The following is a 26,545-nucleotide window of genomic DNA, read 5'->3' as shown; positions in this document are numbered from 1 at the left end:
GGTTCTTGGTTCGTGGTTCTTGGTTCTTGGTTCTTGGTTCTTGGTTCTAGCGTTTCTTTAGTCTGTTGAGGAACAAAAATTAATCATGTATCTCACCAGTCTTAGAATTGCTATATATTCTGTTGTTTTTTTATCGAATTAAGATAAGCATTAAGTTTAGGAGATAATTCTTCTACTAATGGCTTAATTTTATCAATATCTTCCCTAGCTAAAAGATTACGAGCAAAAGCAAGTCTTAACCAGTGTCGTGTTTCATACAAAGATCCTCTAGCAATTTTAATAAAACGTTCCTTGTCTTTATGGTTGTAACGCCCATTACCTTCAGCGATATTTGCCCCAATACTATCTACAGATCTCACTAATTGCTTGCCAATGGTGTCTTTCGCAAAGTAATCCCATTTAGAAACAATCAACCATATCTTATTCGCTAGTTTTTCAGCGATCTGATAAATTTGTAGGTCTTCAAAACTTCCCATTTTCTGATTTCCAAAGAACCATAGCGTTTCCTAGTTGGTTGAGGTACAAAGCGAGTCGGTGGATGTTCATGGTTCATGGTTCGTGGTTCATTGATTAACAACCAACAAATAACAAAGAACGAAGAACAAAGAACCAAAATTTAGAATGTACCTCATGAGATTGGGAAGTGCTATAAGAACAAATAACAATGAACAAAAACCGATCATGGTAATTGTTCATTGCTAATTGGTTACTGCTCTAGATCGTGAACTTATCAACCGCAGCTTGCAGTTGTTGAGCGGTATCTAGGGCTTCTTTGAAGGAAGCAGAGAGGGCGTTGGATTGTTCGGATGTCGCGTTGGCAATTTCCGCTACTTCTTGCATGGTTTGGGTTACCGATTGCGACTGTTGCAGTTGTCCTTGACTGGCTTCGGTAATGCCTGCCACCAGTTTACTGATTTCTCCAGTTGCAGCAGCGATCGCGTTTAACTCTTCTTTGGCTTCTTGCACCAGGTTTGTTCCTGCACTAACCTGAGCAATGGCGCGTTCAGTTACTTTAATCGCTTCACTGGTTTGATTGCGAATTTCCGCCACTAAGTCTTCAATCTCTTTCGTTGCATCCGCAGACTGACGGGCGAGAGACCGCACTTCATCCGCAACCACGGCAAACCCACGACCGTATTCACCAGCGCGAGTCGCCTCAATGGACGCATTAAGGGAGAGTAACTGGGTTTGTTTCGAGAAGTCGCTAATCAGGTTAACCACGCGAGAAATTTTCTGGGAGGATTCCCCAAGTTGACGAATATTGCGACTGGTTTCCGAGACCGCATCGCGAATCCCTTGAATCCCATCGACAGTCCGATTCATGGCAGCATCCCCAGAAGACACGGTTTGATTGGATTTCTGTACCGCTTCATTAATGGCTTGGGCATTGTTAGCAACATCTTGCGTTGCATGAGTCATGGATTCCACTTGGTCTAAAGCTCCTGTCAGTGCTTGAGACTGCTGAGTTGCTCGTTCCGAAAGTTGATTAATGGCTTCATCACTCTCGGTGGAGGTTTGTCCCACTTTTTCCACCGCTTCTTGGACTTGCACGACAATTTGACGCAAGCCTTTGAGAGTATTGTTATAAGCATCCGCGATCGTTCCTAACTCATCATCAGTAACGGGCGCACGGACGGTTAAGTTTCCATCTAAAGCGGGACGAACTGCGGTTAAGAGTTCAATTGCCCGTCGTTGTAAGAGCTCTTTTGCCTTCCGTTCCCGTTCTGCTGCTTGTGCTAACTGTTCTGACTGTTCGCGAATTTGGGCTAAAAACTCAGCCTGTTTTAAGGCAATCCCTAACTGTACCCCAATTTGTCGTAATAGTTTCACTTCTTGTTCTTGCCATTGGCGGGCTTCCCCATTTTGATAAACGCCCAAAATGCCCCACAAGACATCATCTTGGAAAATGGGAACGAGAATATAAGCGCGACACTGGAAGGTTTCTAGCAGTTCTAAATGACAGGAATCAAACCCTTCTTGATAGATATCGGGAACGACATGACTATCGCCTCGGGCGTAACGACCGCCTTTATTTTCCTGTAAGTAGGTATCTTTAACTTTTGCGCTTTCAGTTCCCACTAAGGGCTGCCAACCCGTAGCCACAGATTCAGCGACAAACTCCCCACTCCAGTCGTCTCCAAACTGATAGAGTCCCACGCGGTCTGCTTTCAGTAACAAGCGCACTTCTTGAGTTGTGGTATCAAAAATGGTTTTCACATCTTGAGAGCGACGAATTTTATCAACCACCTTCGAGACGGCTTGCTCTCGTTCCGCAGATTCGGCAAGTTCTTCGGTTTGTAAGCGAATTTGTTCTAAGTATTGTGCTTGTTTGAGAGCCACCCCAAACTGAGTCGCCACTTGTCGGGTCAGTTGCACTTCACTTTGTTGCCATTGGCGAGGCGCACTATTTTGATAAACGCCTAAAATACCCCAGATTTTATCGTCTTGGAAAACAGGAGCAAGAATATAAGCGCGACATTGGAAGGTTTCTAAGAGTTCAACATGGCAGGGATCAAAGCCTTCTTCATAAATATCAGGCACAACATGGCTTTGACCCAAAGCGTACCGTCCCCCCTCATTATCTTTGAGGTAAGTGTCTTTTACTCTGGCTTCATCCGTTCCCACGAGGCGTTTCCAACCCGCAGCAACGGATTCTGCAACAAATTCCCCGCTCCAATCTTCATAAAACTTATACAACGCCACCCGCTCGGCTTTGAGAACATTAAGAACTTCTTGGGTGGTGTTATCAAAAACGGCTTTGACTTCTTGAGTGCGACGAATCCGATCTACAATCTTGGATGCTGCTTGTTCCCGCTCTGCTGCTTCTGCAAGTTCTTCTGATTGTTTCCGAATTTGTTCAAGATATTGCGCTTGTTTGAGAGCAACCCCAAACTGAGTCGCCACTTGTCGGGTCAGTTGCACTTCACTGTCTTGCCATTGGCGAGGCGCACCATTTTGATAAACGCCCAAAATGCCCCACAAGACATCATCTTGGAATACGGGAACTAGAATATAAGCGCGACATTGGAAGGTTTCTAACAGTTCCACATGACAGGGGTCAAAGCCTTCTTTGTAGATATCAGGGACAACATGATTCTGCCCTAGGGCGTAACGTCCCCCTTCATTGTCTTTGAGGTAAGTGTCTTTCACTCTGGCTTCATCTGTTCCCACGAGGCGTTTCCAACCCGAAGCAACGGATTCGGCAACAAATTCACCGCTCCAATCCTCATAAAACTTATACAACGCCACCCGTTCGGCTTTTAAGATGTTCAGCATCTCTTGGGTGGTATTCTCGAAAACGGCGTTCACTTCTTGGGTGCGACGAATGCGATCCACAATTTTCGAGGTGGTTTTTTCCCGTTCTACCCCTTGGGCGAGTTGTTCGTTTTTCTGTTTCAGTTGCTCGACAAATTCCGCTTGTTGGAGGGCAACGGCGAGTTGATCCCCGACTTGCACTAAGAGATCAATTTCGGTTTCTTGCCAAAGGCGGGGGCCATCGTTTTGGTAGATTCCGAGTAAGCCCCAAATATTATCCCCTTGGAAGATGGGAACAATGATGTAAGCACGGGCTTGATATTTTTCCAGAGATTGAATGTAACAGGCGGGGAAGTTGGCTTCATAAATGTCGTTAATGGCGGTGTAGCGTTTGCCGTCTTTGTATTTTCCGCCTTGATTTTCTTGTAAGTAGGTATCACGGTCTGTAATATCGCCACTGGACCATTTACGGAGGGTGCAACGGTCATTGCTGGTGCGATCGCTGCTTAAAACTTCGTCATTGGTTTGTTCTACGAGCAGGGAAACCCAACCGCCTGTCACTGATTCAGCAACGACTTGTCCACTCCAATCTTCATTAAATTGATAAACAACTGCGCGATCGGCGTTGACGACTTTCCGCAGATCTTGAGTGGTCACTTGGAAAATTTGATCCAAGTCTTGAGTTTGCCGAATCCGAGAGATGATATTGGCTTTGGTTTTTTCTTGTTGAGCTTGCGCTGCTTCTCGTTGGGTTTGTTTTTGCAGTTCTTCGATATATTCGGCTTGATTGAGGGCAACACCGAGGGGATCAGCCACTTCCACCATCAAGTCTTTTTCTTCTTCTGTCCACTGGCGGGGTCCGCTATTTTGATACGCAGCCATTAAGCCCCACAGTTTTTCCCCTTGGAAAATGGGAACGTTGATATAGGCGCGACATTCGTATTTTTCTAACTGGTTGAGATAGCAACGGGGAAAGCCCATTTCATAGATGTCGTTGACGACGCTATATTTTTTCCCTTGGGTATAACCTCCGCCTTGGGTATCGCGGAGATAAGTGTCTTCACTTTCTCGGGCGCGTCTTTCTCCCCCTAACATCCGCAAGCTACAGTCGTTTTTAACATCCCCTGCGGGATCATCGGAGTTAATCACGGGTGTCCAGCCTGTGGTGACAGCTTCGGCGACAAACCCGCCACTCCAGTCTTCATTAAACCGATAAATTCCCACGCGATCGCAGCGTAGGGCGCGACGAATCTCTTGAGTAGCCACTTCAAAGATACTGTCTAAGTCTTGAGATTGGCGAATGCGAGAAATAAGCGCAACTTTGGTTTGTTCCCGATTTTTCTCTTGTTTTACCTGTTCTTGATAGTCAAAACTGGCTAGTTTCAGGGCAAGTTCGGTACTAATTTGATAAAGAACATTGATGGTGTCTTCTGACCAAGGTTGTGCGCTTTGGCAACTGTGAACCACCAGCAAGCCCCAGGGTTTACCGTCAATGCGTAGTGTGAGGGCGAGACTACTTTGCACTTGATAGCGATCGAGCAGTTGTTGTTGGTAAGGGGTGGCGCGATCAGTCCCATTAATCGCAGCGATCGCGCTTTGCAAATATTCCTGAGCTTCATCGCGACCAAACATTGTCGCAGGAAGGGTTTCCCCTTTGGCAGGAGTCCAACCTCGTTCGACACGCTCAGCAAGGACTTTCCCTTGTTCTTCCCCATCAAATTGATAGACAAAACACCGTTGGGCTTGGCTAATCTTCAAAGTTTCCTGACAAACTAAATTCAACAGCGTTTGTAACTCTTGGCACTCTTGAATTTGTTGCGCCAGTTCCAAAATTTGTTCCCGTTGGGCGGAAGAATAAGTTTTTGACCCGTTTCCCCCATTCCCATTACCAATACTGGGTTCATTGATCCATTCTTCAAAATGATGACCAATGCTTTCAATTTGTTGCAGTTTATTCAAGATTTCTGTTCGCTCTAAGCCCCTGACTCTCGACAGTTCTTGCTTCAGACTTTGTAAACTGCTCTGAAAGTGCTTGAGATCCGACCCAACATCAAAATTCCGCTCTTGCTCAGGATTAGAAGCGTTAGGATTGACAACTTCTGGAGTGTTAGATTGAGTTTCTTCTGTGTACATTATCCCTCAAATTGACTTGTGATTATGATTTATCTTCCGTTTTGGTTAAATGCTTTGACCAGCGCCGTCGCATCTAAAATAATGCTACTGGCTTCGGTTAAATATCCTTGTGCATAAGACAAGATGTGTGGGGGAAACAGTCCTTCTGGAGGTTGAAGTTTCTGCCAGTCATGTTGCTCAATGGTCTCCACTTGACGAACTGCAATTCCAATTTCTTGTTGTTCCACTTGGAGAACAATGACATTAATGTTAGCTGCTATATTTTCAATTTCCCAGAGGGCGGAAAAGCCCAGTAAGTCATTTAAGTCAACCACCCATAACATCTCACCCCGCCAGTTATGAAGCCCTAACACACTAGAAGCAACATCAGGAACTGGCAATATCTTTTCTCCCGAAACACTGAGGACTTCTTTCACGGCATTAACTGCAAGCAGTGCTGTATCTTCTGCTCCCAAATGAAACCGCAAAAATCGTTGTCCTGTTTGTGCGTCAGAATTGGGGTCTCCTTCGGTTTGAGATAATAAAGAGGGAGTGATTTTTACAGAATCTAGCCACCCTTTTAGATCACCTTGTGCTGCTGTCGATTCTCCAGTTTCAATAATCTGCAGCCAGTTGGGAATATCATCTCCTTTTTGCTGACCACAAACCCGAATTTTTTCGACTTTTTTGGGATCTAGTTTGCTTGCAATTTGTCGAAGCAGTTTCATCATCTGCTCTTCGTTGGGACAAACTTCTATGCCTTCCAAGAGCACTAAAAGATGACGTTGTTTTTTTCTCACTCGTGCTGAGATTCCTTTCGGTTTCAGCTTGTAGTTGAGGAAGGTTTCTAGTAGTTCGGGTTCTCCTTGTTTGGCGAGAGTAATTGTATCTCGTTGACGAATCGACTGAGACTGAGTCATGAACGGTGGTTTTGCGTTTAAAATACAGGCAATCTAGTCCCTAATTTAACTTATTTAATCATTAAAGGACAGCAGTAAACTTACCCAAGTTCTCATAATTATTATTAAATTTTTATTAAAAAGACTTTACTTTGCAATTACAATTTTCTTATCCTTATTATGGATAAAAATATTATTAGTTTACTAAACAACAAAACAACCGATGCAGTCAGAACGCATTCAGACTCATAAAAATGACAAATTATAACAGATTGAGGGTTACAAAAATAAGTAAATCCAACTAAGTATAGCGGTTTTTACTCTCAGGAAGTACATTCTAAATTTTTGTTCTTTGTTCAAGGTGGTTGAGAAAAAAAAGAAACGTTAATGTTATCTCCACTAGGAAAAGAAATCATCAAGAAAAACTCGACCTGATGGGAAAGGAGAAAGCAAAGAATATCCTTCACGTCTGTGATCTCAAAAGTAGCAAGGGAGGTAAAAATTAAGCCATGATGACAAAAGATCAATTAAATGGGCAACAGCAACAAAAGACTGTGGACAAAAACTCAGAAATCGCAGAGAAAACTTTTTTAGAGTTAGAGGAACTCCTAGAAGAAATTGTATCTTCTAGTCAACAACAATTTACGGGTCGTCTGACCCTAAAAACCCCAGACAGACAGCAATGGCAACTTTATTTTGGGATGGGTCGATTGCTGTGGGCAAGTGGGGGAGAACATCCCCGTCGTCGCTGGCGCAGACAGTTGGCTCATGTTTGTGAGCAGGATGGTTTAAAAGGACATTATTCAGAAGGACATTTGCGAGAAGGAGATCATTATGAGTGTTGGGATTTCCATTTGTTATTAGCCCTGCACAAACGTAAAATTTTGAGTTCGGAACAAGTGAGAAAAGTTATGGTGGGGATGATTACTGAGATTCTGTTTGATCTCAATCATCAGGGAATTGCCCTGTGTACCAGCAAGGAAGCCTATCCTGATGAACCGAACCACTGTGGCAAACAAGTCTTTACTCGAACTTGGAAAGCAGGGGTTCGTCCTTCTCAAGAAATGGTTGTCCCTCCTAGTTGGGGGGTCGAAACGCAAGCCTGTTTGGACAAAGCTCAGGAAAGTTGGGTGCAGTGGCGAGAAATGGGGTTAACTCATGTTTCTCCCAATCAAGCCCCGCAGCTTCTCAATTTAAAGGAATTGGCTGCTCAAACTTCAGAAAAAGTTTATGGGAATTTAGTCAAACTGGTGACGGGTGATCGGACGTTACGAGATTTATCGGTGGTGATGAAAATGAGTCCTCTGAAACTGGCGCGATCGCTGCAACCTTACATTCGCCAAGATCTGATTACCTTAGCAGCGATCGCTGATTTACCACCCGCCCCCCAGGAAAAAACCGTTAAAAAACAACAATTACAACGGCGTGCTGAAGATCAATCGGCAACAACTTCATCTCCAATTCCCAGTCAGAAAAAGAGGGTCAAATCTCAACGTCCTCTTGTTGCTTTTGTGGACGATAGTGAGCAAAGTCGTAATATAATGAATAATGTGGTCACAAAAGGGGGCTACGACTTTATTGGCATCGGCGACTCGGTACAGGCAATTACGATTTTACTGGAAAAACAACCGCAGTTAATTTTTCTAGACTTAATGATGCCCAATGTCAACGGTTACGAACTCTGTAGCCAAATTCGGAAAATTTCTGTGTTGAAAGATGTTCCTGTGGTCATTGTGACTGGGAATGATGGGATTGTGGATCGGATGCGAGCTAAGGTTGTCGGTGCAAACAACTTTATCTCGAAACCAATTGATCGTTCCGAAGTTCTAACCTTAGCATTGCAGTACACACAATCGGCTTCAGCAAAATAATTTTCTCAAGTTTGATGACACCGCATCTGTTAAAATTAAGCCAAAAATTAGCAGGGTAATTGATCATGATTTCTCGATCGCGCCTGATCGTCGCAACCGCCATCAGTTTCATCTTGACCAGCTTCGGATCTAGTGTTCTTGCCAATCCTAACTCCACTAGATCCGATCATAATCACTCTGATCACAGTGCTGCCATTACTTACAATAATCTTGGCGATTTCTTCGTCAAAGCCATTACTTATGAGTCGGGTAACTTTTTCACCAATCGCTCAATTAGCGAACAATTCCAATTGATCTTTGGGATTGGTGGCGTTAAAGGCAATGGGCTTTCTTCTTTCCCAGAAAACGAACTGGTACGGGATACTCAGTTACTCGACACCATTTATAAAGACTATCTACAACAACAGGCGGGTGGAGACGCGATTCGGACAAGAGATTTAGCAAATCCCTACACCACCTCATTAGGATCTTCAGACTATCGCAGCTTAGATGAATAAACTGACATCGATGTGCTCTCGGGTAGTCACAAGTCCCAAAATCCAGGGTGCAGGAGTTGAACCTGCCTAAGGCGAATTATGAGTTCGCTGCCTCAACCGCTCGGCCAACCCTGGTTAAACGAAACGCTTAATTATAATTTAACATCTGCGGTAACTTTCCGAATGATCAAATTTAATTCCACCTTAGCCTTTATTTTAATTTTTGTTTTGGTGACCATTGGCAGTGGTCTTGTTAGCGGTTTGAAAGGCTATACTCTTGGCTATGAAGCCTTGAAAGAAGTGTCCCAGCCCGAGGTGAAACCATCTCAAAATCAGTTGAGAGGAGAAAATAATGAATCTTCGGGAAAACAAGCTGTCATTGTCTCTGAAGCAGACATTTTACAAGAAGTGAATGGGGTCATGAATCGCAACTCGGATCAAGCCACCCCCTTAGATGGACAAAAAGCCTCCTCCCAATCCTCCAATGATGAGGATAGTTTTATTGAGTCTCCTTAAAAGGCTTTCCTTTGAACTCTCCACGGATTAAAATCGCGTGGATTCCAATCGAAACAACTCAATGGATTAAAATCACAAATCGAGTGTTAGAAAGGAGTCTCCCGAAGCCGGAGCGAAGGTGAGGATGGCACGTTCAATATGCCCTAAAGACCTTGGCTAAACAAAAGTCTAGCTGTATCTCTACTTTTTTTAATAAGCCTGACGGGTTTTTCACCATCTTTGGGCTTGCTCTATTCTAGCAGACACAGAGGACTAAAGTCCTCCCTTGTCATTCATGAGGGGCTGTCGTCGGAACGAGGGTGACGACGCTTGTAAGCCCCGTCCATCCGTTTCAAACGGATGGATGAATGACTGAATCGCTGTAAAAAACCCCAAATCTCAACATGGATGGCACGGCTTTGAGTTCTCTATTGTTTACGCTCGTCGCAACGGAGACAAATCTAACGGTGCAAGATTTGCTGGTGCGACTTTTATCTGTTTTTTTATTAATTGCAATTAATGCGTTTTTTGTAGCAGCAGAATTTTCGATGGTTTCGGTGCGTCGATCGCGCATCAGTCAACTGGTCGAAACGGGCGATCATGCTGCAAAAGCGGTGCAAAGCCTACAACGGCGTTTAGATCGGCTTTTATCCACCACCCAACTGGGAATTACCCTTTCCAGTCTGGCTTTGGGCTGGATTGGAGAAAGTACGATGGCGGTGGTGGTGGCTAGTGGCTTAACCCAACTTCCAGTCTCTCCAGAATGGCAGAGCGCGATCGCGCATTCTGTGGCGATTCCTGTTGCTTTTTTCCTCATTGCCTACCTGCAAATTATTTTAGGGGAACTTTCTCCCAAATCCATCGCTCTTCATCATGCAGAACAAGTGGCTCGCTTGTTTGCCCCCACCAGCCTGGTTATTTCCCGACTGTTCCATCCCTTCATTTGGGTCTTAAACCGTTCCACCGAAACCCTCTTACACTTCGTCGGTTTAGAATATAGCCCCCACAGTTGGTATAACCGAGTCACCTCCGAAGAACTGAAACTCATTATCGCCACGGAACGAGAATCCATTGGACTAGAAGCAGAAGAACGAGAACTACTGAACAACGTCTTTGAATTCAGTGAAGTGGTGGTGGAAGAAATCATGGTTCCTCGAACCAAAATCACCTCTATTCCCCGAGATGCCACTTTTGGAGGAGTCCTCCAGGAAGTAGTCAGTAGTGGACACTCCCGCTACCCCGTTACTGGCGATTCTTTAGACGATATTATCGGGATGATTGACTTCAAAGAATTAGCTGTTCCTCTCGCCAAAGGTCGCCTCACCTCAGAGACCCTGATTAGTCCTTGGATACGACCCGTGCGCTTTGTCCCAGAATTTACCTCATTAGGAGAACTCCTTGGAACCATGCGCCGTTCTCGCTTAGAAATGGTGATGATTGTCGATGAATTTGGCGGAACTGCGGGTTTAGTGACTTTAAAGGATTTAATTGATGAAATTATTGGGGATGACAGTGAGTTAAGCAGTAGCGGTGCTGGGGAAGAAGAAACCGCTTTGCAAATGTTGGACGAACAGACCTTTCTCGTCCAAGCGCAAATGAATCTCGAAGAAGTTAATGAGTTATTGGACTTAGAGTTACCAATTACGGATGAGTATCAAACCATTGGCGGGTTTTTACTCTATCAATTTCAGAAAATTCCCACTCAGGGCGAAACCCTTTCCTACGACAACTTAGACTTCACGGTTGTTGCTGCTGATGGTCCCCGCTTATACCAAATTCGGATTCACCGTCACGAACCGACCCCAGATCCCATAGAAGAGAGTTTCTCAGAACCAGAAGATAGCAACGAAGAACAAAACTTTTGATCCAGTCTTCTACGGTGATGAAGGGAAGTTTTGTTCTTCCGTCAGATTGGTTGGGGCTGTTTCTTGGCTTAACATATTGATCAATTTTTGCTGAACACCGATCGCGCTGGATCATTTTAATTTTTCCCACCTGCTGCATTTTGTGCTTCTAAAGCTGCTTTGGCTGCTCTTTTTTCTGCGGTTTTCTTGCTTTCTCCCACTCCCACCCCATAGACTTCGCTACCAATACGAACTTCTACTGTAAATTCTTTAGCGTGATCTGCGCCTGTTTCTTGACGAATAGAATAACGGGGAATCAGACCACAGTAAGCTAATGCCCATTCTTGTAATTGCCCTTTGTAATTTTGATCTAACTCAGAGGTGGCTGTCACTTGTTCCGCGATCGCGCTGAATAAAGGTTCAATAAATTGTTCCACTGCTTCGATTCCCGCATCTAAAAAATACGCCCCAATCACCGCTTCTAACGTATCACTCAACACATCTGGATTTTGGCGAGTGCCTTCTTTTTCCGCCCCTTTTCCCAACCGCAGATGTTGGTCAAGATTTAAACTCAACGCAAATTCCGCTAACTGATGTTCATTATTCACTAAGCGCGATCGGAGCCGACTCAATTCTCCTTCTCGCATCTGGGGATATTTTTGATAAAGTAACTTCCCCACCAAAAAGCCTAAAACCGCATCTCCTAAAAACTCCAAGCGTTCATTATCTTCTTGCACTTCTGGATGTTCGTTAAAGTAGGAGCGATGAGTGCAAGCAGTTTCCCAAAGCTGAATATCCTTAAACTGTGGTAGTTGCGGTGACATTGTTATTTCATCCTGAATTCAGAAGCCTAACAATCAAGATAAACTATAATGCAAAGTCCTATCGGTAACTTGTGCAATGTCTGAGCAGCGTGTTGTCATCTCGAATTCTACTTTAATCTTGGCGGGAACCCTATTTTTTCTGGGGGTTTTATTGTGGCAATTACAAAGCCTGATCATTGTCTTAATGATTTCTGTTGTCCTTGCTTCCGCCCTCGCCCCCGCAATTGATGTTGCAGAAAGACTGAGACTGCCTCGCTTTTTAGCGGTCATTCTGGTTTACTTACTGTTAATCGGCGGATTAAGTGGTGCTGGCGTTTTGATTGGTCCGACTGTGGTGGAACAGATTGAACGCTTAACCCGCAAACTTCCCAGCTATCTTGATAGCCTTCGTTTGATCGCGCAAGATTTAGCCCTCCGCTTTGGAGTCACTGATCCTGAAAGTCTCGATCCGATTAATCGCCTCTTTGATACCAAAGCCCTCACCAGTTGGCTGATTCGCTCTAGTCAGCAGTTGCTGGTGCGTTCCTATGGCGTAACCCGAGGCATTATTGGCGGTTTAGTCAGTGTTATTTTGTCCGTTGTCTTATCGGGCTATATGTTATCTGGATCGCGACGTTTAATTCAGGGGATGATCAGTTTATTTCCATCTCCTTGGGATGTGCGCTTAGAAGCACAAGTTCATCCCGTCGCCCAACGAATGGGAGGTTATATTCAAGGGCGAGTTTTAGTCTCTGGGATTTTAGGGGTTGTAATTAGCATTAGTTTAAGAATCCTTGGCATTTCGGAATTTGCTTTAGGTTTAGGCGCGATCGCGGGGATTACAAATTTAATTCCCTTTTTCGGTCCCGTGCTCGGTTCAATTCCCGCCCTGATTGTTGCTACAGCCCAAGGGGGATGGACGGTATTATGGGTGTTATTGTTGTTTGTGGTGATTCAAAATCTAGAAACTTATGTTTTAGACCCGCTATTAGTTGGCAATACCGTGCGTCTCCATCCCTTGTATCAACTCCTCGCTGTTATTGGCGGAGCGCAAGTGTTGGGAATTTTAGGGGCATTGATTGTTCCCCCTTGGGTGGCAGGTGCAGCAACATTAATTGAAAATTTGTATTTGAAGCCGAAAGCCCTCGCCCAAAGCCAAAGTCGTTCCCCGTCTAATCCTTCTTTAACCGTCAAATCTCGTTAGTGACTCTTTCTGGTCTCGCTCTCTGTAGTTTGTCGAGGGACACAGTGAGTTGGTGGATGTTATTCGTTCTTTGGACGGTCATCAAAGAACAATGAACAATGAACAATGAACAAAAATTAAGAATGCACCTCATAAGAGTGAAAACTGCTCTCCTGAGCATCTGTACGTTTATTCTCAGTTTTTCTTTATTTGTCCTACCCGTAGCAGCGCAAAATAATTATTCTGCTCCCATTTTGGTGGATGGGAAAGTGGTTTTTGAAGTGACCGCTTCGGGTCAATTTACGGCTAAAGAGCGTGCTGAAGATGCGAATCGAACTCTGAATCGGATTATTCGTGAAAATATTTCACCCTTACAGGAAGAGGAAGAGGTCACTATTAACGTGACGGTGGATAATGGTCAAACCATACCCGTCTTAAAGATCAATGGTAATCACTTACTTTCAGTGACACCCGAAGACAAACCCCAAGGACGGAGTTTAGACGAACAAGCCCGAATCTGGAAACAGCAACTTGAAAGCGCGATCGCGCAAGCAAAACGGGAAAGGACAGCAAGTTATCTCGTGCCAATGACATTAGCCTCAATCCTCATTATTATCATTGCGGGCTTACTGATTTGGGCAATTGGCTTAATTTGTGAACGCTGGATTAATCCTTATCTGAGAGAATCAGAGACACCTGCTGAGTCTCATACTCAACCGTTTTCCAGCACTAATACTCGTTTTATTGCCTTTCAAGTCTTTCTCAACTTTTTACGCAGCATCATCATACTGATTGCGTTGGGCTATATTAGCACCTTATTTCCCCAAACGCGACACCTCAGCCGTCAACTGCGGGATACCCTCGTTTATAGTCTCACCTCTGATTTATTTCCCTTGGGGAATAATGCCTACTCAGTTCTCGATTTAATTATCCTCATTGCCTTATTTACAGCCCTATTTATTGGGGCGCGGAGTATTAAACAAGTCCTACGACTGCGAGTGTTGAGTTTAACGGGGTTAAGTCGGGCTGCACAAGAAACCATTGCTCTCGTCGCCAACTATAGCTTGGTTTTAATTGGGGCGTTGGTGCTGCTGCAAATCTGGGGATTAGATATTAGTTCGCTCACTGTTTTTGCAGGGGTTTTAGGGGTTGGAATCGGTTTAGGGATTCAAGGAATTGCCAAAGAATTTGTCAGTGGTTTAGTCTTAATTTTTGAACGCCCCATTCAAGCGGGAGACTTTGTAGAAGTAGGAGATTTAGTGGGAACAGTAGAACATATTAGTGTCCGCAGTACTGAAATTACCACGCTCGATCGCGTTTCCGTTATTCTCCCGAACTCTCGTTTTTTAGAATCAGAAGTGGTCAATTGGAGTCACCGCAGCCCAGTTTCTCGACTCCGCATTCGAGCGGGTGTTGCTTACGGCTCAAATGTCGAACTAGTTCGCCAAACGCTCCTTGATGCTGCTCATGATCACACAGATGTCTTATCGATTCCGCCACCCAATGTGTTTTTTCTCGGCTTTGGCGATAGTTCTCTCGATTTTGATTTACTTGCTTGGATTTCTGAACCGCGCAAACAATTTCAAATTAAAAGCGATCTCTACTTTTTAATTTATAAACTCTTTACCGAACGCGGGATAGAAATTCCTTTTCCCCAGCGCGATCTTCATGTTCGCAGTGGCAATTTACCTGTGGAATTAACCCCCGAACTCACTCAATCCTTATCTCAACTTTCCACGCATCTTTCGGGATGGTTAGACAATCAGTCTCCTAATGGTAAGTCTTCATAATTGATCATGAAAAAAGTAGGGTGGGCACTGCCCACCCTACAAGGTCGTCTTTCTTTTTTAAAAGTGGTATAACATCACTTTGATTATTGATTCCTAATTCGTTACTAAATTTTCCAAAGAACAAAGAGATATCAATCAAGTTTGTTGCTTCACTTTAACACTTACTTCCACTTTCTGATCCAACCGTTCCAGCATCAACATTAAATGATCAACGGTGAATCGACCTAAATTTACCTGACGGACTCTAGAGAAATCTGCTGCAGCAAAGCCACTTCTCTGGCTTGCTTCCCGAACAGTTAGTGCTTGTTCATCAAGAACTTTAATAATTTCCGCAGCTAGTAAACATCTTAATTGTTCTAGATCAGCATTTTGATCGCCAAAGTCACGAAAAATATTACCACTACCTCGAACCAAGTCCAGATCATCTTGTGTCATAGTTGCTCCTTCAAACGCTTTAATCTTTGACGAACTAAATCAATTTCTTCTTTCGGTGTTTGAATCCCTCGCTTCGATTTTTTTTGAAAAGCATGAATAATCCAGATATCTGTATCAAGTTGTAAGGCATAGACAACACGGTAAGCATCGCCTCTATTTCTCAAAACAAGCTCTGAGATACCAGAACCTAAACCTTTTAAGGGCTTGGCAATATCAGGGGTTACACCATCTGCAATTACTGTTAGGGCTCGCTTTGCTTCCAATTGTACATCAGCAGGAAAAGCCTCAAAGTCTTTCCGAGCAGCTTTAATCCACGAAATTGGTCTAGTTTTTCGTGCCATATTATTATACTTTCAGATTTGACAACAAGTAGCAATTTCCTCCAAGCCCTAATTAATCATGAAAAAAGTAGGGTGGGCAATGCCCACCCTACAAGGTCGTCTTTCTTTTTTAAAAGTGGTATAACATCACTTTGGTTATTGATTCCTAATTCGTTACTAAATTTTTCCAAAGAACAAATAACAACGAGAGTTATTTCTCAACTGCACTGAGCATTTCTTTAAGTTTTGCCAGTTCATCAGCCCAACGGGGATCTGGTTGGTTAGAGGTGTTACCACTGCTGGTCGTTGCCGGTTGTTTGGATTTTTTATTCCCTTTCCCCCGTCGTTTTGATCCACCTTCTTTGTTTTTCTGCTTGGTCGGACGAGAAGATTCACGGGCTTCTGATCCCTCTTTTTCTCCCCCTTCTGCTGCATTTTCATCACCTTTGTTTTTATTCCGAGGCTGTGCTTTTTCAATCTTTAAAGCATTTTCTCGGAAGGTCTGACCATTATATTTTTCAATAATTTCTTCTGCTTTTTCATCATTAGGAACAGTGACAAAAGCAAACCCACGACAGTTTCCAGTTTTGCGGTCTTTAATCACTTTAATGGATAAAGACTCATCCGCCTCGCCAAAAACTTCTTGCAGTTCTTGTCTTTCTACTGTATCTTTTGGTAAATTGCCCACGTAAAGACGTACAGACATAAGAAATACCTCACTATTATTTAACTAGTCAAAAACTTTTTAATACAGTTACTATTCATCAACGGTCAAAGTAGGCGCCTTCCGTATAGGAAGGCGTAATCTTTGACTTCAAACTAAGGAACTTTGTCTGCAATAAATTAATGTCTAACCTGCTTTGTTCCATGAATCGTGTTTTTTCTTGAATCATCAATTCCAACTCAGCTTGCCAATTGATTAAAGTTCCTCAATTCCTTTTTTCGCGCGTGTTACCTTGACGATGGGAATAACGCAAACCGCGCACGCGGAATTCAGTCTAAATTTAGCAGTAACTGTACTCAAAATTATTACAATTTTTTTACACTCTTTCTTAAGCTATCATGAATTTGCTATTTTTGCTACCCTCGAAAATCAATTTCGGTTGTGGGTAGGACAACCAGTGTAACTAGAAAGCAGTTACTCTGATGGAAAAAACAGGTGCAAATCCAAAAACAAGCCCGACTATCTATTCTAGCGTATCAATCTGGATTTGGCAACTAAGAGGCGGGAGAGGAGGTGAGAATGAAGCCAAGGATTATTATTTGTGGCTTAGGGCGTACGGGCTACAAGATTTTTGTGCTGTTGCAAAAGCAAGGGGTTGCTGTGGCGGGGGTGAGTGATTATCCTTTGCCAGAATCGGAGTATCAGCAAGATATTATTGTCGGTGATGCGCGATCGCGCACGACGTTAACCAAAGCGGGCATCGAATCCGCACAAAGTCTTGTTCTCGCTGGAAATGATGATGCCGTCAATCTTGCCATTCTCACCCAAGCCCGTTTACTCAATCCTGAAGTTCGCATTGTCAACCGCTTGTATAACCACAGTTTAGGGCAACGGTTGGATCAAATGCTTCCCAATCATTTTAGTCTCAGCGTTTCCTCACTGGCTGCTCCCATTTTCGCCTTTGCTGCCATGGGGAATCAAGCCATCGGACAACTTGAACTTTATCATCAAACTTGGCCGATTCGCGAAGAAATTATTCATGCCGATCATCCTTGGTTAGGCTCGCCCCTGAATGAACTCTGGGAAAATCGCAAACAGATGTTGATTCACTATTTACCTCGCCATGGAGATGATAATTTAGTTGCAGCGATTATTGCAGGAAAACGCTTAAAAATGGGCGATCGCGTGATGATTGGCATTCAACCCGAGATCAGCAAAACCTCTCGTCAACGCTTGAGGCGATTGATTAAAACCATCACCCGTTTGCCTTTATTTCATCACCACGCCCGTCCCGTTGCTGTCGTAACCTTAAGTTTACTCGTTACCATTTTTATCGCTACGGCGACTTATGTTTCCACCAACTTAAACACCTCGATTGTCGATGCGCTTTACTTTTCTGTGGGCATGATTACAGGCGCAGGCGGACAAGAACAAGTTGCTGAGGATGCACATAATCTCATTAAAATTTTCACCGCTTTCATGATGATTGTGGGGGCGGGGGTGATTGGCATTTGCTATGCTCTCATTAACGATTTTGTTCTGGGGAGTCGCTTTAAGGAGTTTTGGGATGTGGCGCGTCTTCCAACGCACGGTCATTATATTATTTGTGGCTTAGGGGGAATTGGAATGCGGATCATGGAATATCTGCACCAACATAATCATGATGTGATTGTCATCGAGCGCGATCGCGAAAATCGATTTCTCCACACTGCGCGATCGTTGGGCGTGCCTCTCATTTTAGAAGATGCCAATTTAGAAGCGACCCTCGAAGCTGCCAACTTACGCAAAGCAGAAGCGATTTTTGCCGTCACCAGTGATGATATGGTGAATGTTGAAATTGCGCTGACAGCAAAGGCTTTACAAGGCAATGTTCCCGTGATTGTCCGCAATCAAAACCCAGACTTAACCGATTCGGTGCAAGAAGTCTTTCAGTTTCAAAACGTCCTCTGTCCCACGGATATTTCTACCCCTGCCTTTGCTGCTGCTGCTTTGGGCGGTAAAATTCTGGGGAATGGGCTACATGGGGATTTGTTGTGGGTTTGTCTCTCGACCCGCATTACCCCACAGCATCCCTTTTGTCATCAGTTAGTTAGAGATAGCGCGATGGAAGCAAACTTTGTTCCCCTCTATTTAGAAACTGGGAAAAAAACTCGCCATGGTTGGCAACTGCTGAACACCTATTTAACCGCAGGTGATATTTTGTATCTAACCATCCCAGCAACTGAATTAAATTTATCTTTGTTTTATCATGCCAGCTAACACAAGTGAGAGCAGGGAGAAAAACTCCCTAACTCCTGCTAATCTAGTCTAACTGGGAGCGCGACCATAGAGTTCGGTTAACATTCCCAATCGATCGCGCAACTCATTCGTCAACTCATCACGACGATAACGCCACGCCCAATTTTCTCCTAACTGACTGGGCGTATTCATCCGCGCCTCACTCCCCAAGCCTAAAATATCTTGGAGGGGAATCATCGCCTGATTTGCCACTGATCCTAGAGCCACCCGAATCAAACTCCAGTGCACCCCTTCCGAAGAAATACCGCCAACAAACTGACGCACCGTTTCTTTTTGTTCCGCATTACGCTTCTTGTACCAGCCAACCGTTGTATCATTATCATGGGTTCCCGTATAAACCAAACAGTTACGGTCATGATAATTAAAGGGTAAATAAGGATTTTCCGGACCCGAATCAAAGGCAAAGTGTAAGACTTTCATTCCTGGGAAATTAAACTGTGCTCGTAGAGCCTCCACATTGGAAGTAATAATCCCTAAATCTTCAGCGACAATGGGCAATTCACCGAGACGTTCCCGCAAAATCTTAAAGAACTTCTCACCAGGGGCTTGTACCCAATGACCATTCCGCGCATCTTTTTCTCCTTGGGGAACCGCCCAGAAGGACTCAAAGCCTCGGAAATGGTCGATTCGGAGTAAATCTACATAATCCAGCGTCCCTTCAAAGCGATTTAACCACCAATCAAACCCATTGGCTTCCACTTGTTCCCAGTTATAAACGGGATTCCCCCATAACTGTCCGCCTTCACTGAAGTAATCGGGGGGAACACCCGCCATTAAAGAGGGTTGGCAAGTTTCTGGATCCAGACAAAAGATATCTTGGTGCACCCAAACCGCCATGCTGTCATGAGCGACGTAAATGGGAATATCGCCTAGGATCTTAATTTGTCGCTCGTTGGCATAGTTTTTTAAGTTTTGCCATTGGCGATAAAACTCAAATTGGAGATATTTATGGTAATAAATCTCCCATCCCAGATGTTCTTTCCATTTTTGTAGGGTGTTGGGATCGCGCTTGGCGAGTCCTTCTTCCCATTCATGCCAGCTAATCCCATTATGGGCTTCTTTTAACGCCATAAAGAAGGCAAAATCTTCCACCCAATAGCTATGTTGATTACAGAAATCATGGTAGGGACCGCGTTGATCTTCGGGGAGTTTGGCAAACCGTTCAAAGGCTTGACGCAGAAGGGGCATTTTGATGGCTTCCACGCGATCAAAATCTACTCTTTCTTCGGGTAAGTTGGGAAATTGATCCACTTCTTCATGGGTTAATAACCCTTCCTCAACGAGTTTATCGGGACTGATTAATAAAGGATTTCCCGCTAATGCTGAATAAGATAAATAAGGAGAATTTCCAAACCCCGTCGGTCCCAAGGGAAGCACTTGCCATACAGTCTGTCCGCTTCCTGCTAAAAAATCAACAAATTCATAGGCTTCTCCCCCCAAATCTCCAATTCCGTAGCGACTGGGAAAGGAGGTGGGATGAAGTAAAATTCCGCTTGCTCGGTCAAGTTGCATAGAGTTCTATTTAATTCGACTTGATACTAAGGTACGGTCAGTTATAGCAGTGACCAGTGACCAGTGACCAGTTATCAAACCCACGAATAGGAAGGCTTTCCATGGTTACTGATCTAGTTTACCTTAGACAGTTTGACATCTGAATTGCAATTAAAAAAACCTATAATTTTCCGTAATGTGTTCCTGAGGCGAGCAAAGAACCAAGACCCAATAACAAAGAACAAAAATTAAGAAATATAAATATTTTGCTTTTTTGTATGATCGAACACAATGATTTTGGCAATTTTAAGACCAAGCTGGTTTAAAGTAAAAACGTAACTGAGTAGAGAGCCTTTCTCTGCTTCTACCAAAGCCTCTTTATTAAAGATAATGCTTGTTATTTATTTAGCCTGTGCCTTAATTGGTGGCGTTTTCGTTGCGTTATCGGTATCTGGTGGTTTCGAGGGCTTTGATTTTGATACCGAAGCCGATTTTGAGATGGATGCTGATGTGGATGCAGAAGCCGATTTTGATGATATTGATTTCGGAACAAATCAAGGCAAAAGAGAAAAGAAATATAATCCTTGGCTCGGTAATCCTTCTCAGCAACAAACACTCTGGCTGACAATTTTTAGCTTTAAATTTTGGACATTTGGGATCTGTTTTTTCGGCTTAACTGGCTTAGCCTTAACTTGGTTACAACCGAATTTAGGCGTTGTCTTGATCGCTCTGATTGCGGTTGTTATGGGATTAACCATTGGTACAGCAATGGCTTGGTTATTGCGAGTTTTAGGCGGAAATTATACCAATAGTTTTACTCGCACGGATGATTTAGTGGGTGTGATCGGGACGGTAGAAATTCCCTTTGATGCCAATAGTCGGGGGAAAGTCCAACTTTCTGTCAAAGGGTCAAGGGTAGGATTTTCTGCGATGACCGAACAAGATCGACAATTTCAACAAGGAGAAGAAGTTCTCGTTGTTTCTTGTCAAGAGAACCGAGTGTGGGTGGTCTCAACCGATAATTTGAAGGATCAATAAATAGAACGGGAGAAAATCTGAAATTATGGTTCAGCAATTAGACAAAGAACTCAAAACAGAAACGGTGATAGAAGTTTCCTCCCCCCCGATTTTGGCGCAAAGCAATAATAGTAATTCTTTGGGTTTTGGCTTCGGAATTACAGTTGTTATTGTGGCTGCAATTATTTTAGTGGGTATGATCAATGCTTGTGTCCAAATTTGTGATCCCAATAAAATTTTGATTATTTCGGGTCGGAAATATAAACGCCAAGATGGTCAGGAACTAGGGTATAAGGTGATTTATGGGGGACGGGCTTTTAGGATTCCGATTTTGGAACAAGTGGAAACCATGGATTTAACCACCTTACCGATTCCCATTGAAGTAACCAATGCTTATGCCAAAGGAGGAACTCCTCTCAATATTCAAGCCATTGCTAATGTTAAGATTTCTGGGGATTGGTCATTGGTGGGAAATGCCATTGAACGCTTTTTAGGGCGCGATCGCGGTGAGATTTCCCGTGTGGCAAGAGAAACCCTCGAAGGAAATTTACGGGGCGTTGTGGCGACACTGACACCCGAACAGTTAAACGAAGACCGTTTAGAATTTGCAGCCCGCATTGCCAATGATGTCAGTGGGGATTTAGCGAAACTGGGCTTACAACTGGATACGCTAAAAATTCAAAGTGTCTCGGATGAGGTGGATTATCTTAACTCTATTGGACGGCGACAAATTGCCACCATTGTTCGAGATGCGGAAATTGCTGAATCTAACGCGGTTGCAGAAGCCGAACAAATTGAAGCCGACTGCGATCGCCAAGCGGAAGTTGCAGAAACGGAAACCCGCACCGCAGTTCAAGAAAAAGAAAACGAACTACGACGGATTAAAGCAGAAGTTGAGAAAGAAGCAAGGGTCGAAGAAGAACGCACCACCGCAGCAGCCAAGGAAGCCAAAGCCCGCGCCCAACAAGAATTACAGGCGGTTCGGGCGCAACTGGAAAAGGCTCGTTTAGAAGTGGATGAAATTTTACCTGCACAAGCCAAACAAAAAGCAGACGAATTACAAGCGAAAGGGAATGCAGCTAAACTTGCTGAAGATACCAAAGCCTCAGCCGAAGTGAACGAAATGTTAGCCCAAATTTGGCAAGATACGGGGGTTGATGCTTCAGAGTTATTCTTAGTGCAACAGATGGACATGATTTTGAAACAAGCAGCAAAAGTCCCTCATCGCTTGCATTTAGGCGAAGTAACTGTGATTGATAATGGCGATGGTAAAGCCCTTGCGTCTCTGTCTAATGCCTATCCTGAAATGATTCGTCAGTTTTTACAACAATCGGAAGAAACCCTCGGGATTACTCTCAGTGGAAAAAAGACTGAAGTTGCTGAACCAAGCCAAATGGAGGAGGAAGAAGTATGACTGCGATTTTAACTTTACTGGTTCTATTATTCGGCGGTGCGGGAACGATTGGTCTCGTGATTAAAAATTTATATTACATTTGTCAGCCCAGTGAAATTTTGATTTTTGCTGGAACTCGTCAAGCCGTCGCTGGTGATAAAAGCGTTGGTTATCGCTTGGTGAAAGGGGGAAGTAGTATCCGCAAACCTTTGTTAGAAAAAGTGTTTCGGATGAATCTTACCAACATGATTATTGAGTTGAAAGTGACCAATGCTTACTCGAAAGGGGGGATTCCTTTAAAAGTGGATGGAGTCGCGAATATTAAAGTGGCTGGAGAAGAACCGACGATTCACAACGCGATCGAGCGGTTATTAGGGAAAAGCCAAAAGCAAATTGAAAAGATTGCTCAACAAACCCTAGAAGGAAATTTAAGAGGGGTACTGGCGAGCCTCACCCCAGAACAAGTGAATGAAGATAAAATGGCGTTTGCTCGGAGTTTATTAGAAGAAGCAGAAGACGACTTACAAAAGTTAGGGTTAGTCTTAGATAACTTACAAATTCAGAACATTTCTGATGAGGTAAACTATCTTAACTCCATTGGGCGCAAACAACGAGCAGATTTACTCCGAGATGCTCGGATTGCAGAAGCGAGAACCAAAACCGAATCCGCATTGCAATCAACAGAAAACGAGAAAAATACTTCTCTGCGTCAAGTGGAAGCCCAAATTGCAAAAGTTCGCGCTGAAGCCAACCGTCGCTTACAAAATGCCCTTACTCAGAGAGAAGCGGGAATCGCGGAAGCCGAATCCGAAATTGCAGCGGAAGTCGCCCGCACTCAAGCCGATTTAGCGGTACAACGGGAACGACGGAAACAAGTAGAACAACAGTTACAAGCGGATGTGGTCGCCCCCGCCGAAGCAGACTGTCAACGGGCGCAAGCAGAAGCCAAAGGACAAGCAGCGAGCATCATTGAGGATGGGAAAGCGCAAGCGGAAGGGTTACGCAGTCTCGCCAAGTCTTGGAATGCTGCGGGAGAAAACGCCCGAGAAATTTTCCTCTTCCAGAAATTGGAACCCCTTTTATCTAATATGGTGAGTACAGTTCCTGAAATTGATGTGCAGAAGGTAACGGTGATTGATCCAGCGAAAGGGGGGAATGCCACAAAATTAGCAGCTTTTACCGAACAGTTGCGAGAAAGCACGGGGATTGATTTACCAAGTATCGCAGAACGAATGGGACAGGCAAATCAGACAAGTCAAGAGTAAAAAGTTGATTAACCGTTCCCCCTTTGCCAAAGCAGTAGGGGGATTAATTTAAAATTCTTATGGGATTGCTATAGCAATATGATCTCTTATTGAAGGGGGGATCATAAGCAGGAATTTACAACTGATTTAGGATTGCTATAGATCTCAGAGGCGAAGAGTTGCACAGGAACTATGGCACAATATCCGTAGTGTTGAGTGATATGCTGATGATGAGCGATTCTAATTCACCCTATCCTTCCCCTCCTGCCTTTGATTATGAGGCTTATGTGGCACAAACAGCCGATTTACTCGGTTTAAATCTTCGTGATCAGTACCGAAGCTCGGTCGTTGATCATTTCATACAACTGAGCGCGATCGCGCAAACGGTTATGGAATTTCCCCTCCCGTCTCACACCGAAATTGCTCCTGTCTTTAAACCTTAATTTTTGATAGAATAGAATACCTAAAAAAAGACTTATGTTTGCCGGAAAACGACCCACCGATCTGGGTGTCAAAGCGGGAAAATTAACCCCTTGTCCCAACACTCCCAATTGTGTTTCTAGCCAAAGTTCTGACGCGGAACACGCCATTGAACCACTTCCTTATGCTCAGATTACTGATATTAAAAGAGTGGTTAACAACATGGAACGAACCACCATCATTGAAGAAACTGAAAATTATCTTTATGCTGAATTTAAGAGTAAATTAATGGGATTTGTTGATGATGTAGAATTTCATAAAGATGATGTGAACCAAGTCATTCATGTTCGTTCTGCCTCTCGTTTAGGCAAATCTGATTTAGGCGTTAATCGCAAACGAGTTGAGGAAATTCGTCAACAATTGCAAGCACTGATCAAGAATCGATAATCTTAAAAAAATATTTGAATTTCACCCAGCGCTTTAGTTAATTTGTGATTCATTCATCAAGCAAGCAACTTTTAATGGAGAGTACAATTGTTAGTGAGATTTTCCCCCTGTTTAATGCTGCAGAAACAGAGACTTTAGACTGGTTACTTTCTGTTGCCATTGAGCAGGAATTTGCAGCTGGAGAAAACATTCTCTGCGATCAATCTTGGGGAAACGCTGTATATTTCATTGTGTCTGGCTGGGTTAAAGCAAGACGTTGGTGTAACGAAACTCCAATTACAATCTCAATTCAAGGACGGGGGGACTTTTTTGGTGAAAGTGCAATCTTAGATGAACCCCCTCGCGCAACGGAAGTGGTTGCTCTTAGTGACACGAAAGTGATTAGTATTTCTGCACAACGCTTTATTCAAACCCTCTTCCAAGATGCCCAACTGCATCATAAACTCTTACAAATTACTGTTCGCCGACTGCGACAAATGGACAGTCGCTTACAGTTACGCCATCATCCACCTGTGGTGAAATTAGCACATACCCTAGTTTCCCTCGCAGAAACTTATGGGAAACCGACAGAAGAGGGAATGGAAATTTTACTTTTTCCCGAACAAGATCTTGCTGATCTGTCTGATCTAAATTTGGAAGAAACACAAAAGTTTTTGCATAAATTCCAAAGTAAAGGCTGGCTGGAATTAAATCAAGAAGAAAACACTTTATCCATTACGAATGTTCGTCAACTTAGCCATTTAGCAGCAGGAAGTTTATAGTTTAATGTCAATGTCATAGGGTGGACTCAGCCCACCCTAACTCAGTTGCTAAACGATTCGTTTAAACATCATTCAGAGCAACAATCCCGGGAAGTTCTTTTCCTTCTAGCAGTTCGAGACTTGCGCCACCACCAGTGGAAATATGGCTCATTTTATCGGCAACCCCCACTTTTTCCACCGCAGCAACCGAGTCACCGCCACCAATAATGGTAATTGCGCCATTATCAGTTAATTCGGCTAAAGTCCGAGCAATCGCTTCTGTTCCTTTGGCAAAGGCTTCCATTTCAAAGACACCCATCGGACCATTCCAGATAATGCCTTTACAGTCAGCCAGGGCTTCTTTGAAGGCTTCCACACTGTTCGGACCAATATCTAAACCCATCCAGCCATTGGGAATGTTTTCTACTGTAACCGTTTGCGTATTTGCATCTTCAGCGAAGTTATCCGCAATAATGACATCGGTCGGGAAGAGAAGCTCAACCCCTTTTTCCTTCGCTTTCGCTTCTAAGGACTTTGCCAGTTCAAGTTTATCGTTTTCAACCAGAGAGTTACCAACACTCATTCCCCGCGCCTTAAAGAAGGTGAAGATCATGCCACCGCCGATGATTAACTTGTCACATTTTTCAATTAAGGTTTCAATAACACCAATTTTACTGGAGACCTTAGACCCCCCAATAATAGCAGCAAAGGGACGTTGAGGGTTCTCAACGGCATTTTTGAGGTAATCGAGTTCTTTCTCAATGAGATAGCCACCCACACAAGGGCTGAGGTATTTTGTTACCCCTTCGGTGGAAGCATGAGCGCGGTGAGCCGTACCAAACGCATCATTGACATAAACATCTGCATTGGCAGCAAGTTTTTGACTAAATTCTGGATCATTGGCTTCTTCTTCAGAGTGGAAGCGGAGGTTTTCTAAGAGGGCAACTTGACCATTTTCTAAAGCATCGACTTTTTGTTGAACGGCCTCACCAATACAGTCATCACACTTAACCACTTCTTGTCCAAGAAGCTGAGATAGACGTTCCGCAACAGGGGTGAGACGTAATTTTTCTTTCACTTCACCTTTGGGACGACCCATGTGGCTGCAAAGAACAACTTTAGCGTTTTTTTGAATTAAATCCTGAATGGTAGGGAGGGCAGCGCGAATGCGAGTATCATCAGTAATTTCACCTTCTTTGCTAAGGGGAACATTAAAATCAGCACGGACAAAAACTCGTTTACCGCTAAGATCGGTTTCGGTGAGGCTGGCAATTGTTTTTTTCGCCACGGTTCGTTTCCTCCTGTTATGTGGGCTTACTATAATTTGGAGAGTGAGTTATTTTTTATG

22 protein-coding genes and 1 tRNA gene are annotated in these 26,545 nt (G+C 43.8%); 13 read left to right on the top strand and 10 right to left on the bottom strand.

Going from position 1 to position 26,545, the window contains the following annotated elements; translation table 11 throughout:
- Positions 1 to 110: 110 nt before the first annotated feature.
- The 3 genes from PCC7418_RS02400 to PCC7418_RS20045 all read right to left on the bottom strand — a co-directional run bounded on the left by PCC7418_RS02400 (position 111) and on the right by PCC7418_RS20045 (position 6,287).
- The gene (locus PCC7418_RS02400; protein ID WP_015224579.1) at positions 111 to 476 is read right to left on the bottom strand and encodes a four helix bundle protein; all 366 of its coding nucleotides are present in this window, start codon (positions 474 to 476) and stop codon (positions 111 to 113) included.
- A 238-nt stretch (positions 477 to 714) separates the two neighbouring features.
- A complete protein-coding gene (locus tag PCC7418_RS02395) occupies positions 715 to 5,388 on the bottom strand; it encodes a GAF domain-containing protein (RefSeq protein WP_015224578.1) in 4,674 nt (1,557 codons plus the stop codon).
- Between the two features lie 29 nt (positions 5,389 to 5,417).
- Positions 5,418 to 6,287 carry a chemotaxis protein CheW gene (locus PCC7418_RS20045; RefSeq protein ID WP_015224577.1) on the bottom strand — a complete coding sequence of 290 codons (870 nt, stop codon included), beginning with the start codon at positions 6,285 to 6,287 and terminating at the stop codon, positions 5,418 to 5,420.
- A gap of 488 nt (positions 6,288 to 6,775) precedes the next feature.
- Between PCC7418_RS20045 and PCC7418_RS02385 the strand changes: the two genes are divergently transcribed.
- A complete protein-coding gene (locus PCC7418_RS02385) occupies positions 6,776 to 8,137 on the top strand; it encodes a response regulator (protein WP_015224576.1) in 1,362 nt (453 codons plus the stop codon).
- 65 nt (positions 8,138 to 8,202) lie between these two features.
- Positions 8,203 to 8,634 (top strand): hypothetical protein, encoded by a 432-nt coding sequence (locus PCC7418_RS19225; RefSeq protein ID WP_015224575.1) that lies wholly within the window; start codon positions 8,203 to 8,205, stop codon positions 8,632 to 8,634.
- Between the two features lie 41 nt (positions 8,635 to 8,675).
- Here the strand turns inward: PCC7418_RS19225 and PCC7418_RS02375 are convergent.
- A tRNA-Ile gene (locus PCC7418_RS02375) sits at positions 8,676 to 8,748 on the bottom strand.
- Positions 8,749 to 8,796: 48 nt separating this feature from the next.
- Between PCC7418_RS02375 and PCC7418_RS19655 the strand changes: the two genes are divergently transcribed.
- Together PCC7418_RS19655 and PCC7418_RS02365 are read left to right on the top strand one after the other, a co-directional pair.
- Entirely contained in the window at positions 8,797 to 9,129 is a 333-nt protein-coding gene (locus PCC7418_RS19655; RefSeq protein ID WP_150107018.1) for a hypothetical protein, read from the top strand.
- A gap of 383 nt (positions 9,130 to 9,512) precedes the next feature.
- A complete protein-coding gene (locus PCC7418_RS02365; RefSeq protein ID WP_015224574.1) occupies positions 9,513 to 10,973 on the top strand; it encodes a hemolysin family protein in 1,461 nt (486 codons plus the stop codon).
- Between the two features lie 116 nt (positions 10,974 to 11,089).
- Here PCC7418_RS02365 and rnc read toward each other — a convergent pair whose 3' ends face one another.
- Positions 11,090 to 11,776 carry a ribonuclease III gene (gene rnc / locus PCC7418_RS02360; protein WP_015224573.1) on the bottom strand — a complete coding sequence of 229 codons (687 nt, stop codon included), beginning with the start codon at positions 11,774 to 11,776 and terminating at the stop codon, positions 11,090 to 11,092.
- Positions 11,777 to 11,852: 76 nt separating this feature from the next.
- On the opposite strand from rnc, the gene PCC7418_RS02355 reads away from it, so the two are divergent.
- Complete coding sequence (locus tag PCC7418_RS02355; protein WP_015224572.1) at positions 11,853 to 12,959, top strand: AI-2E family transporter; 1,107 nt, start codon at positions 11,853 to 11,855, stop codon at positions 12,957 to 12,959.
- A 98-nt stretch (positions 12,960 to 13,057) separates the two neighbouring features.
- The gene (locus tag PCC7418_RS02350) at positions 13,058 to 14,728 is read left to right on the top strand and encodes a mechanosensitive ion channel family protein (RefSeq protein WP_015224571.1); all 1,671 of its coding nucleotides are present in this window, start codon (positions 13,058 to 13,060) and stop codon (positions 14,726 to 14,728) included.
- 135 nt (positions 14,729 to 14,863) lie between these two features.
- Here PCC7418_RS02350 and PCC7418_RS02345 read toward each other — a convergent pair whose 3' ends face one another.
- From PCC7418_RS02345 to PCC7418_RS02335, 3 genes are all read right to left on the bottom strand, one after another.
- Positions 14,864 to 15,163 (bottom strand): helix-turn-helix domain-containing protein, encoded by a 300-nt coding sequence (locus tag PCC7418_RS02345; protein WP_015224570.1) that lies wholly within the window; start codon positions 15,161 to 15,163, stop codon positions 14,864 to 14,866.
- The gene (locus PCC7418_RS02340; protein ID WP_015224569.1) at positions 15,160 to 15,504 is read right to left on the bottom strand and encodes a type II toxin-antitoxin system RelE/ParE family toxin; all 345 of its coding nucleotides are present in this window, start codon (positions 15,502 to 15,504) and stop codon (positions 15,160 to 15,162) included. The genes PCC7418_RS02345 and PCC7418_RS02340 overlap by 4 nt, the downstream gene beginning before the upstream one ends.
- Before the next feature lie 190 nt (positions 15,505 to 15,694).
- Positions 15,695 to 16,189: an RNA-binding protein gene (locus tag PCC7418_RS02335; protein ID WP_015224568.1), complete on the bottom strand. Its 495-nt coding sequence runs from the start codon at positions 16,187 to 16,189 to the stop codon at positions 15,695 to 15,697.
- A gap of 537 nt (positions 16,190 to 16,726) precedes the next feature.
- Here PCC7418_RS02335 and PCC7418_RS02330 point away from each other — a divergent pair.
- Entirely contained in the window at positions 16,727 to 18,406 is a 1,680-nt protein-coding gene (locus PCC7418_RS02330; protein ID WP_015224566.1) for a TrkA family potassium uptake protein, read from the top strand.
- A 48-nt stretch (positions 18,407 to 18,454) separates the two neighbouring features.
- Here the strand turns inward: PCC7418_RS02330 and malQ are convergent, their stop codons facing one another.
- On the bottom strand, positions 18,455 to 19,957 hold the full coding sequence (malQ, locus tag PCC7418_RS02325; RefSeq protein WP_015224565.1) for a 4-alpha-glucanotransferase: 1,503 nt from the start codon (positions 19,955 to 19,957) through the stop codon (positions 18,455 to 18,457).
- Between the two features lie 369 nt (positions 19,958 to 20,326).
- On the opposite strand from malQ, the gene PCC7418_RS02320 reads away from it, so the two are divergent.
- From PCC7418_RS02320 to PCC7418_RS02295, 6 genes are all read left to right on the top strand, one after another.
- A complete protein-coding gene (locus PCC7418_RS02320; protein ID WP_015224564.1) occupies positions 20,327 to 20,974 on the top strand; it encodes an OB-fold-containig protein in 648 nt (215 codons plus the stop codon).
- 25 nt (positions 20,975 to 20,999) lie between these two features.
- The gene (locus PCC7418_RS02315) at positions 21,000 to 22,367 is read left to right on the top strand and encodes a flotillin family protein (protein WP_015224563.1); all 1,368 of its coding nucleotides are present in this window, start codon (positions 21,000 to 21,002) and stop codon (positions 22,365 to 22,367) included.
- Positions 22,364 to 23,611 carry a flotillin family protein gene (locus PCC7418_RS02310; RefSeq protein WP_015224562.1) on the top strand — a complete coding sequence of 416 codons (1,248 nt, stop codon included), beginning with the start codon at positions 22,364 to 22,366 and terminating at the stop codon, positions 23,609 to 23,611. The genes PCC7418_RS02315 and PCC7418_RS02310 overlap by 4 nt, the downstream gene beginning before the upstream one ends.
- A gap of 206 nt (positions 23,612 to 23,817) precedes the next feature.
- Positions 23,818 to 24,033, top strand: coding sequence for a DUF4089 domain-containing protein (locus PCC7418_RS02305; protein ID WP_015224561.1), 216 nt, complete (start codon positions 23,818 to 23,820; stop codon positions 24,031 to 24,033).
- Positions 24,034 to 24,067: 34 nt separating this feature from the next.
- Positions 24,068 to 24,457 (top strand): DUF1499 domain-containing protein, encoded by a 390-nt coding sequence (locus PCC7418_RS02300; RefSeq protein WP_015224560.1) that lies wholly within the window; start codon positions 24,068 to 24,070, stop codon positions 24,455 to 24,457.
- A 74-nt stretch (positions 24,458 to 24,531) separates the two neighbouring features.
- Positions 24,532 to 25,218, top strand: a complete 687-nt coding sequence (locus PCC7418_RS02295) for a Crp/Fnr family transcriptional regulator (RefSeq protein WP_015224559.1) — start codon at positions 24,532 to 24,534, stop codon at positions 25,216 to 25,218.
- Between the two features lie 61 nt (positions 25,219 to 25,279).
- On the opposite strand, the gene PCC7418_RS02290 is transcribed toward PCC7418_RS02295, so the two are convergent.
- Positions 25,280 to 26,485 (bottom strand): phosphoglycerate kinase, encoded by a 1,206-nt coding sequence (locus tag PCC7418_RS02290; protein WP_015224558.1) that lies wholly within the window; start codon positions 26,483 to 26,485, stop codon positions 25,280 to 25,282.
- Positions 26,486 to 26,545: the final 60 nt, after the last annotated feature.

This window comes from Halothece sp. PCC 7418, from assembly GCF_000317635.1.
Lineage (GTDB): Bacteria > Cyanobacteriota > Cyanobacteriia > Cyanobacteriales > Rubidibacteraceae > Halothece.
This window is presented reverse-complemented; position numbering and strand designations above follow the sequence as displayed.

Excerpts from the sequence above, each read along its gene's own strand:
- PCC7418_RS02365 (WP_015224574.1), top strand. The coding sequence starts at position 9,513 with ATGGATGGCACGGCTTTGAGTTCTCTATTGTTTACGCTCGTCGCAACG.
- PCC7418_RS02345 (WP_015224570.1), bottom strand. The coding sequence starts at position 15,163 with ATGACACAAGATGATCTGGACTTGGTTCGAGGTAGTGGTAATATTTTT.
- PCC7418_RS02395 (WP_015224578.1), bottom strand. The coding sequence starts at position 5,388 with ATGTACACAGAAGAAACTCAATCTAACACTCCAGAAGTTGTCAATCCT.
- PCC7418_RS02340 (WP_015224569.1), bottom strand. The coding sequence starts at position 15,504 with ATGGCACGAAAAACTAGACCAATTTCGTGGATTAAAGCTGCTCGGAAA.
- PCC7418_RS02295 (WP_015224559.1), top strand. The coding sequence starts at position 24,532 with ATGGAGAGTACAATTGTTAGTGAGATTTTCCCCCTGTTTAATGCTGCA.
- PCC7418_RS02330 (WP_015224566.1), top strand. The coding sequence starts at position 16,727 with ATGAAGCCAAGGATTATTATTTGTGGCTTAGGGCGTACGGGCTACAAG.
- rnc (WP_015224573.1), bottom strand. The coding sequence starts at position 11,776 with ATGTCACCGCAACTACCACAGTTTAAGGATATTCAGCTTTGGGAAACT.
- malQ (WP_015224565.1), bottom strand. The coding sequence starts at position 19,957 with ATGCAACTTGACCGAGCAAGCGGAATTTTACTTCATCCCACCTCCTTT.
- PCC7418_RS20045 (WP_015224577.1), bottom strand. The coding sequence starts at position 6,287 with ATGACTCAGTCTCAGTCGATTCGTCAACGAGATACAATTACTCTCGCC.
- PCC7418_RS02310 (WP_015224562.1), top strand. The coding sequence starts at position 22,364 with ATGACTGCGATTTTAACTTTACTGGTTCTATTATTCGGCGGTGCGGGA.
- PCC7418_RS19225 (WP_015224575.1), top strand. The coding sequence starts at position 8,203 with ATGATTTCTCGATCGCGCCTGATCGTCGCAACCGCCATCAGTTTCATC.
- PCC7418_RS19655 (WP_150107018.1), top strand. The coding sequence starts at position 8,797 with ATGATCAAATTTAATTCCACCTTAGCCTTTATTTTAATTTTTGTTTTG.
- PCC7418_RS02315 (WP_015224563.1), top strand. The coding sequence starts at position 21,000 with ATGGTTCAGCAATTAGACAAAGAACTCAAAACAGAAACGGTGATAGAA.
- PCC7418_RS02400 (WP_015224579.1), bottom strand. The coding sequence starts at position 476 with ATGGGAAGTTTTGAAGACCTACAAATTTATCAGATCGCTGAAAAACTA.
- PCC7418_RS02300 (WP_015224560.1), top strand. The coding sequence starts at position 24,068 with ATGTTTGCCGGAAAACGACCCACCGATCTGGGTGTCAAAGCGGGAAAA.
- PCC7418_RS02335 (WP_015224568.1), bottom strand. The coding sequence starts at position 16,189 with ATGTCTGTACGTCTTTACGTGGGCAATTTACCAAAAGATACAGTAGAA.
- PCC7418_RS02320 (WP_015224564.1), top strand. The coding sequence starts at position 20,327 with ATGCTTGTTATTTATTTAGCCTGTGCCTTAATTGGTGGCGTTTTCGTT.
- PCC7418_RS02350 (WP_015224571.1), top strand. The coding sequence starts at position 13,058 with ATGAACAATGAACAAAAATTAAGAATGCACCTCATAAGAGTGAAAACT.
- PCC7418_RS02355 (WP_015224572.1), top strand. The coding sequence starts at position 11,853 with ATGTCTGAGCAGCGTGTTGTCATCTCGAATTCTACTTTAATCTTGGCG.
- PCC7418_RS02385 (WP_015224576.1), top strand. The coding sequence starts at position 6,776 with ATGATGACAAAAGATCAATTAAATGGGCAACAGCAACAAAAGACTGTG.
- PCC7418_RS02305 (WP_015224561.1), top strand. The coding sequence starts at position 23,818 with ATGATGAGCGATTCTAATTCACCCTATCCTTCCCCTCCTGCCTTTGAT.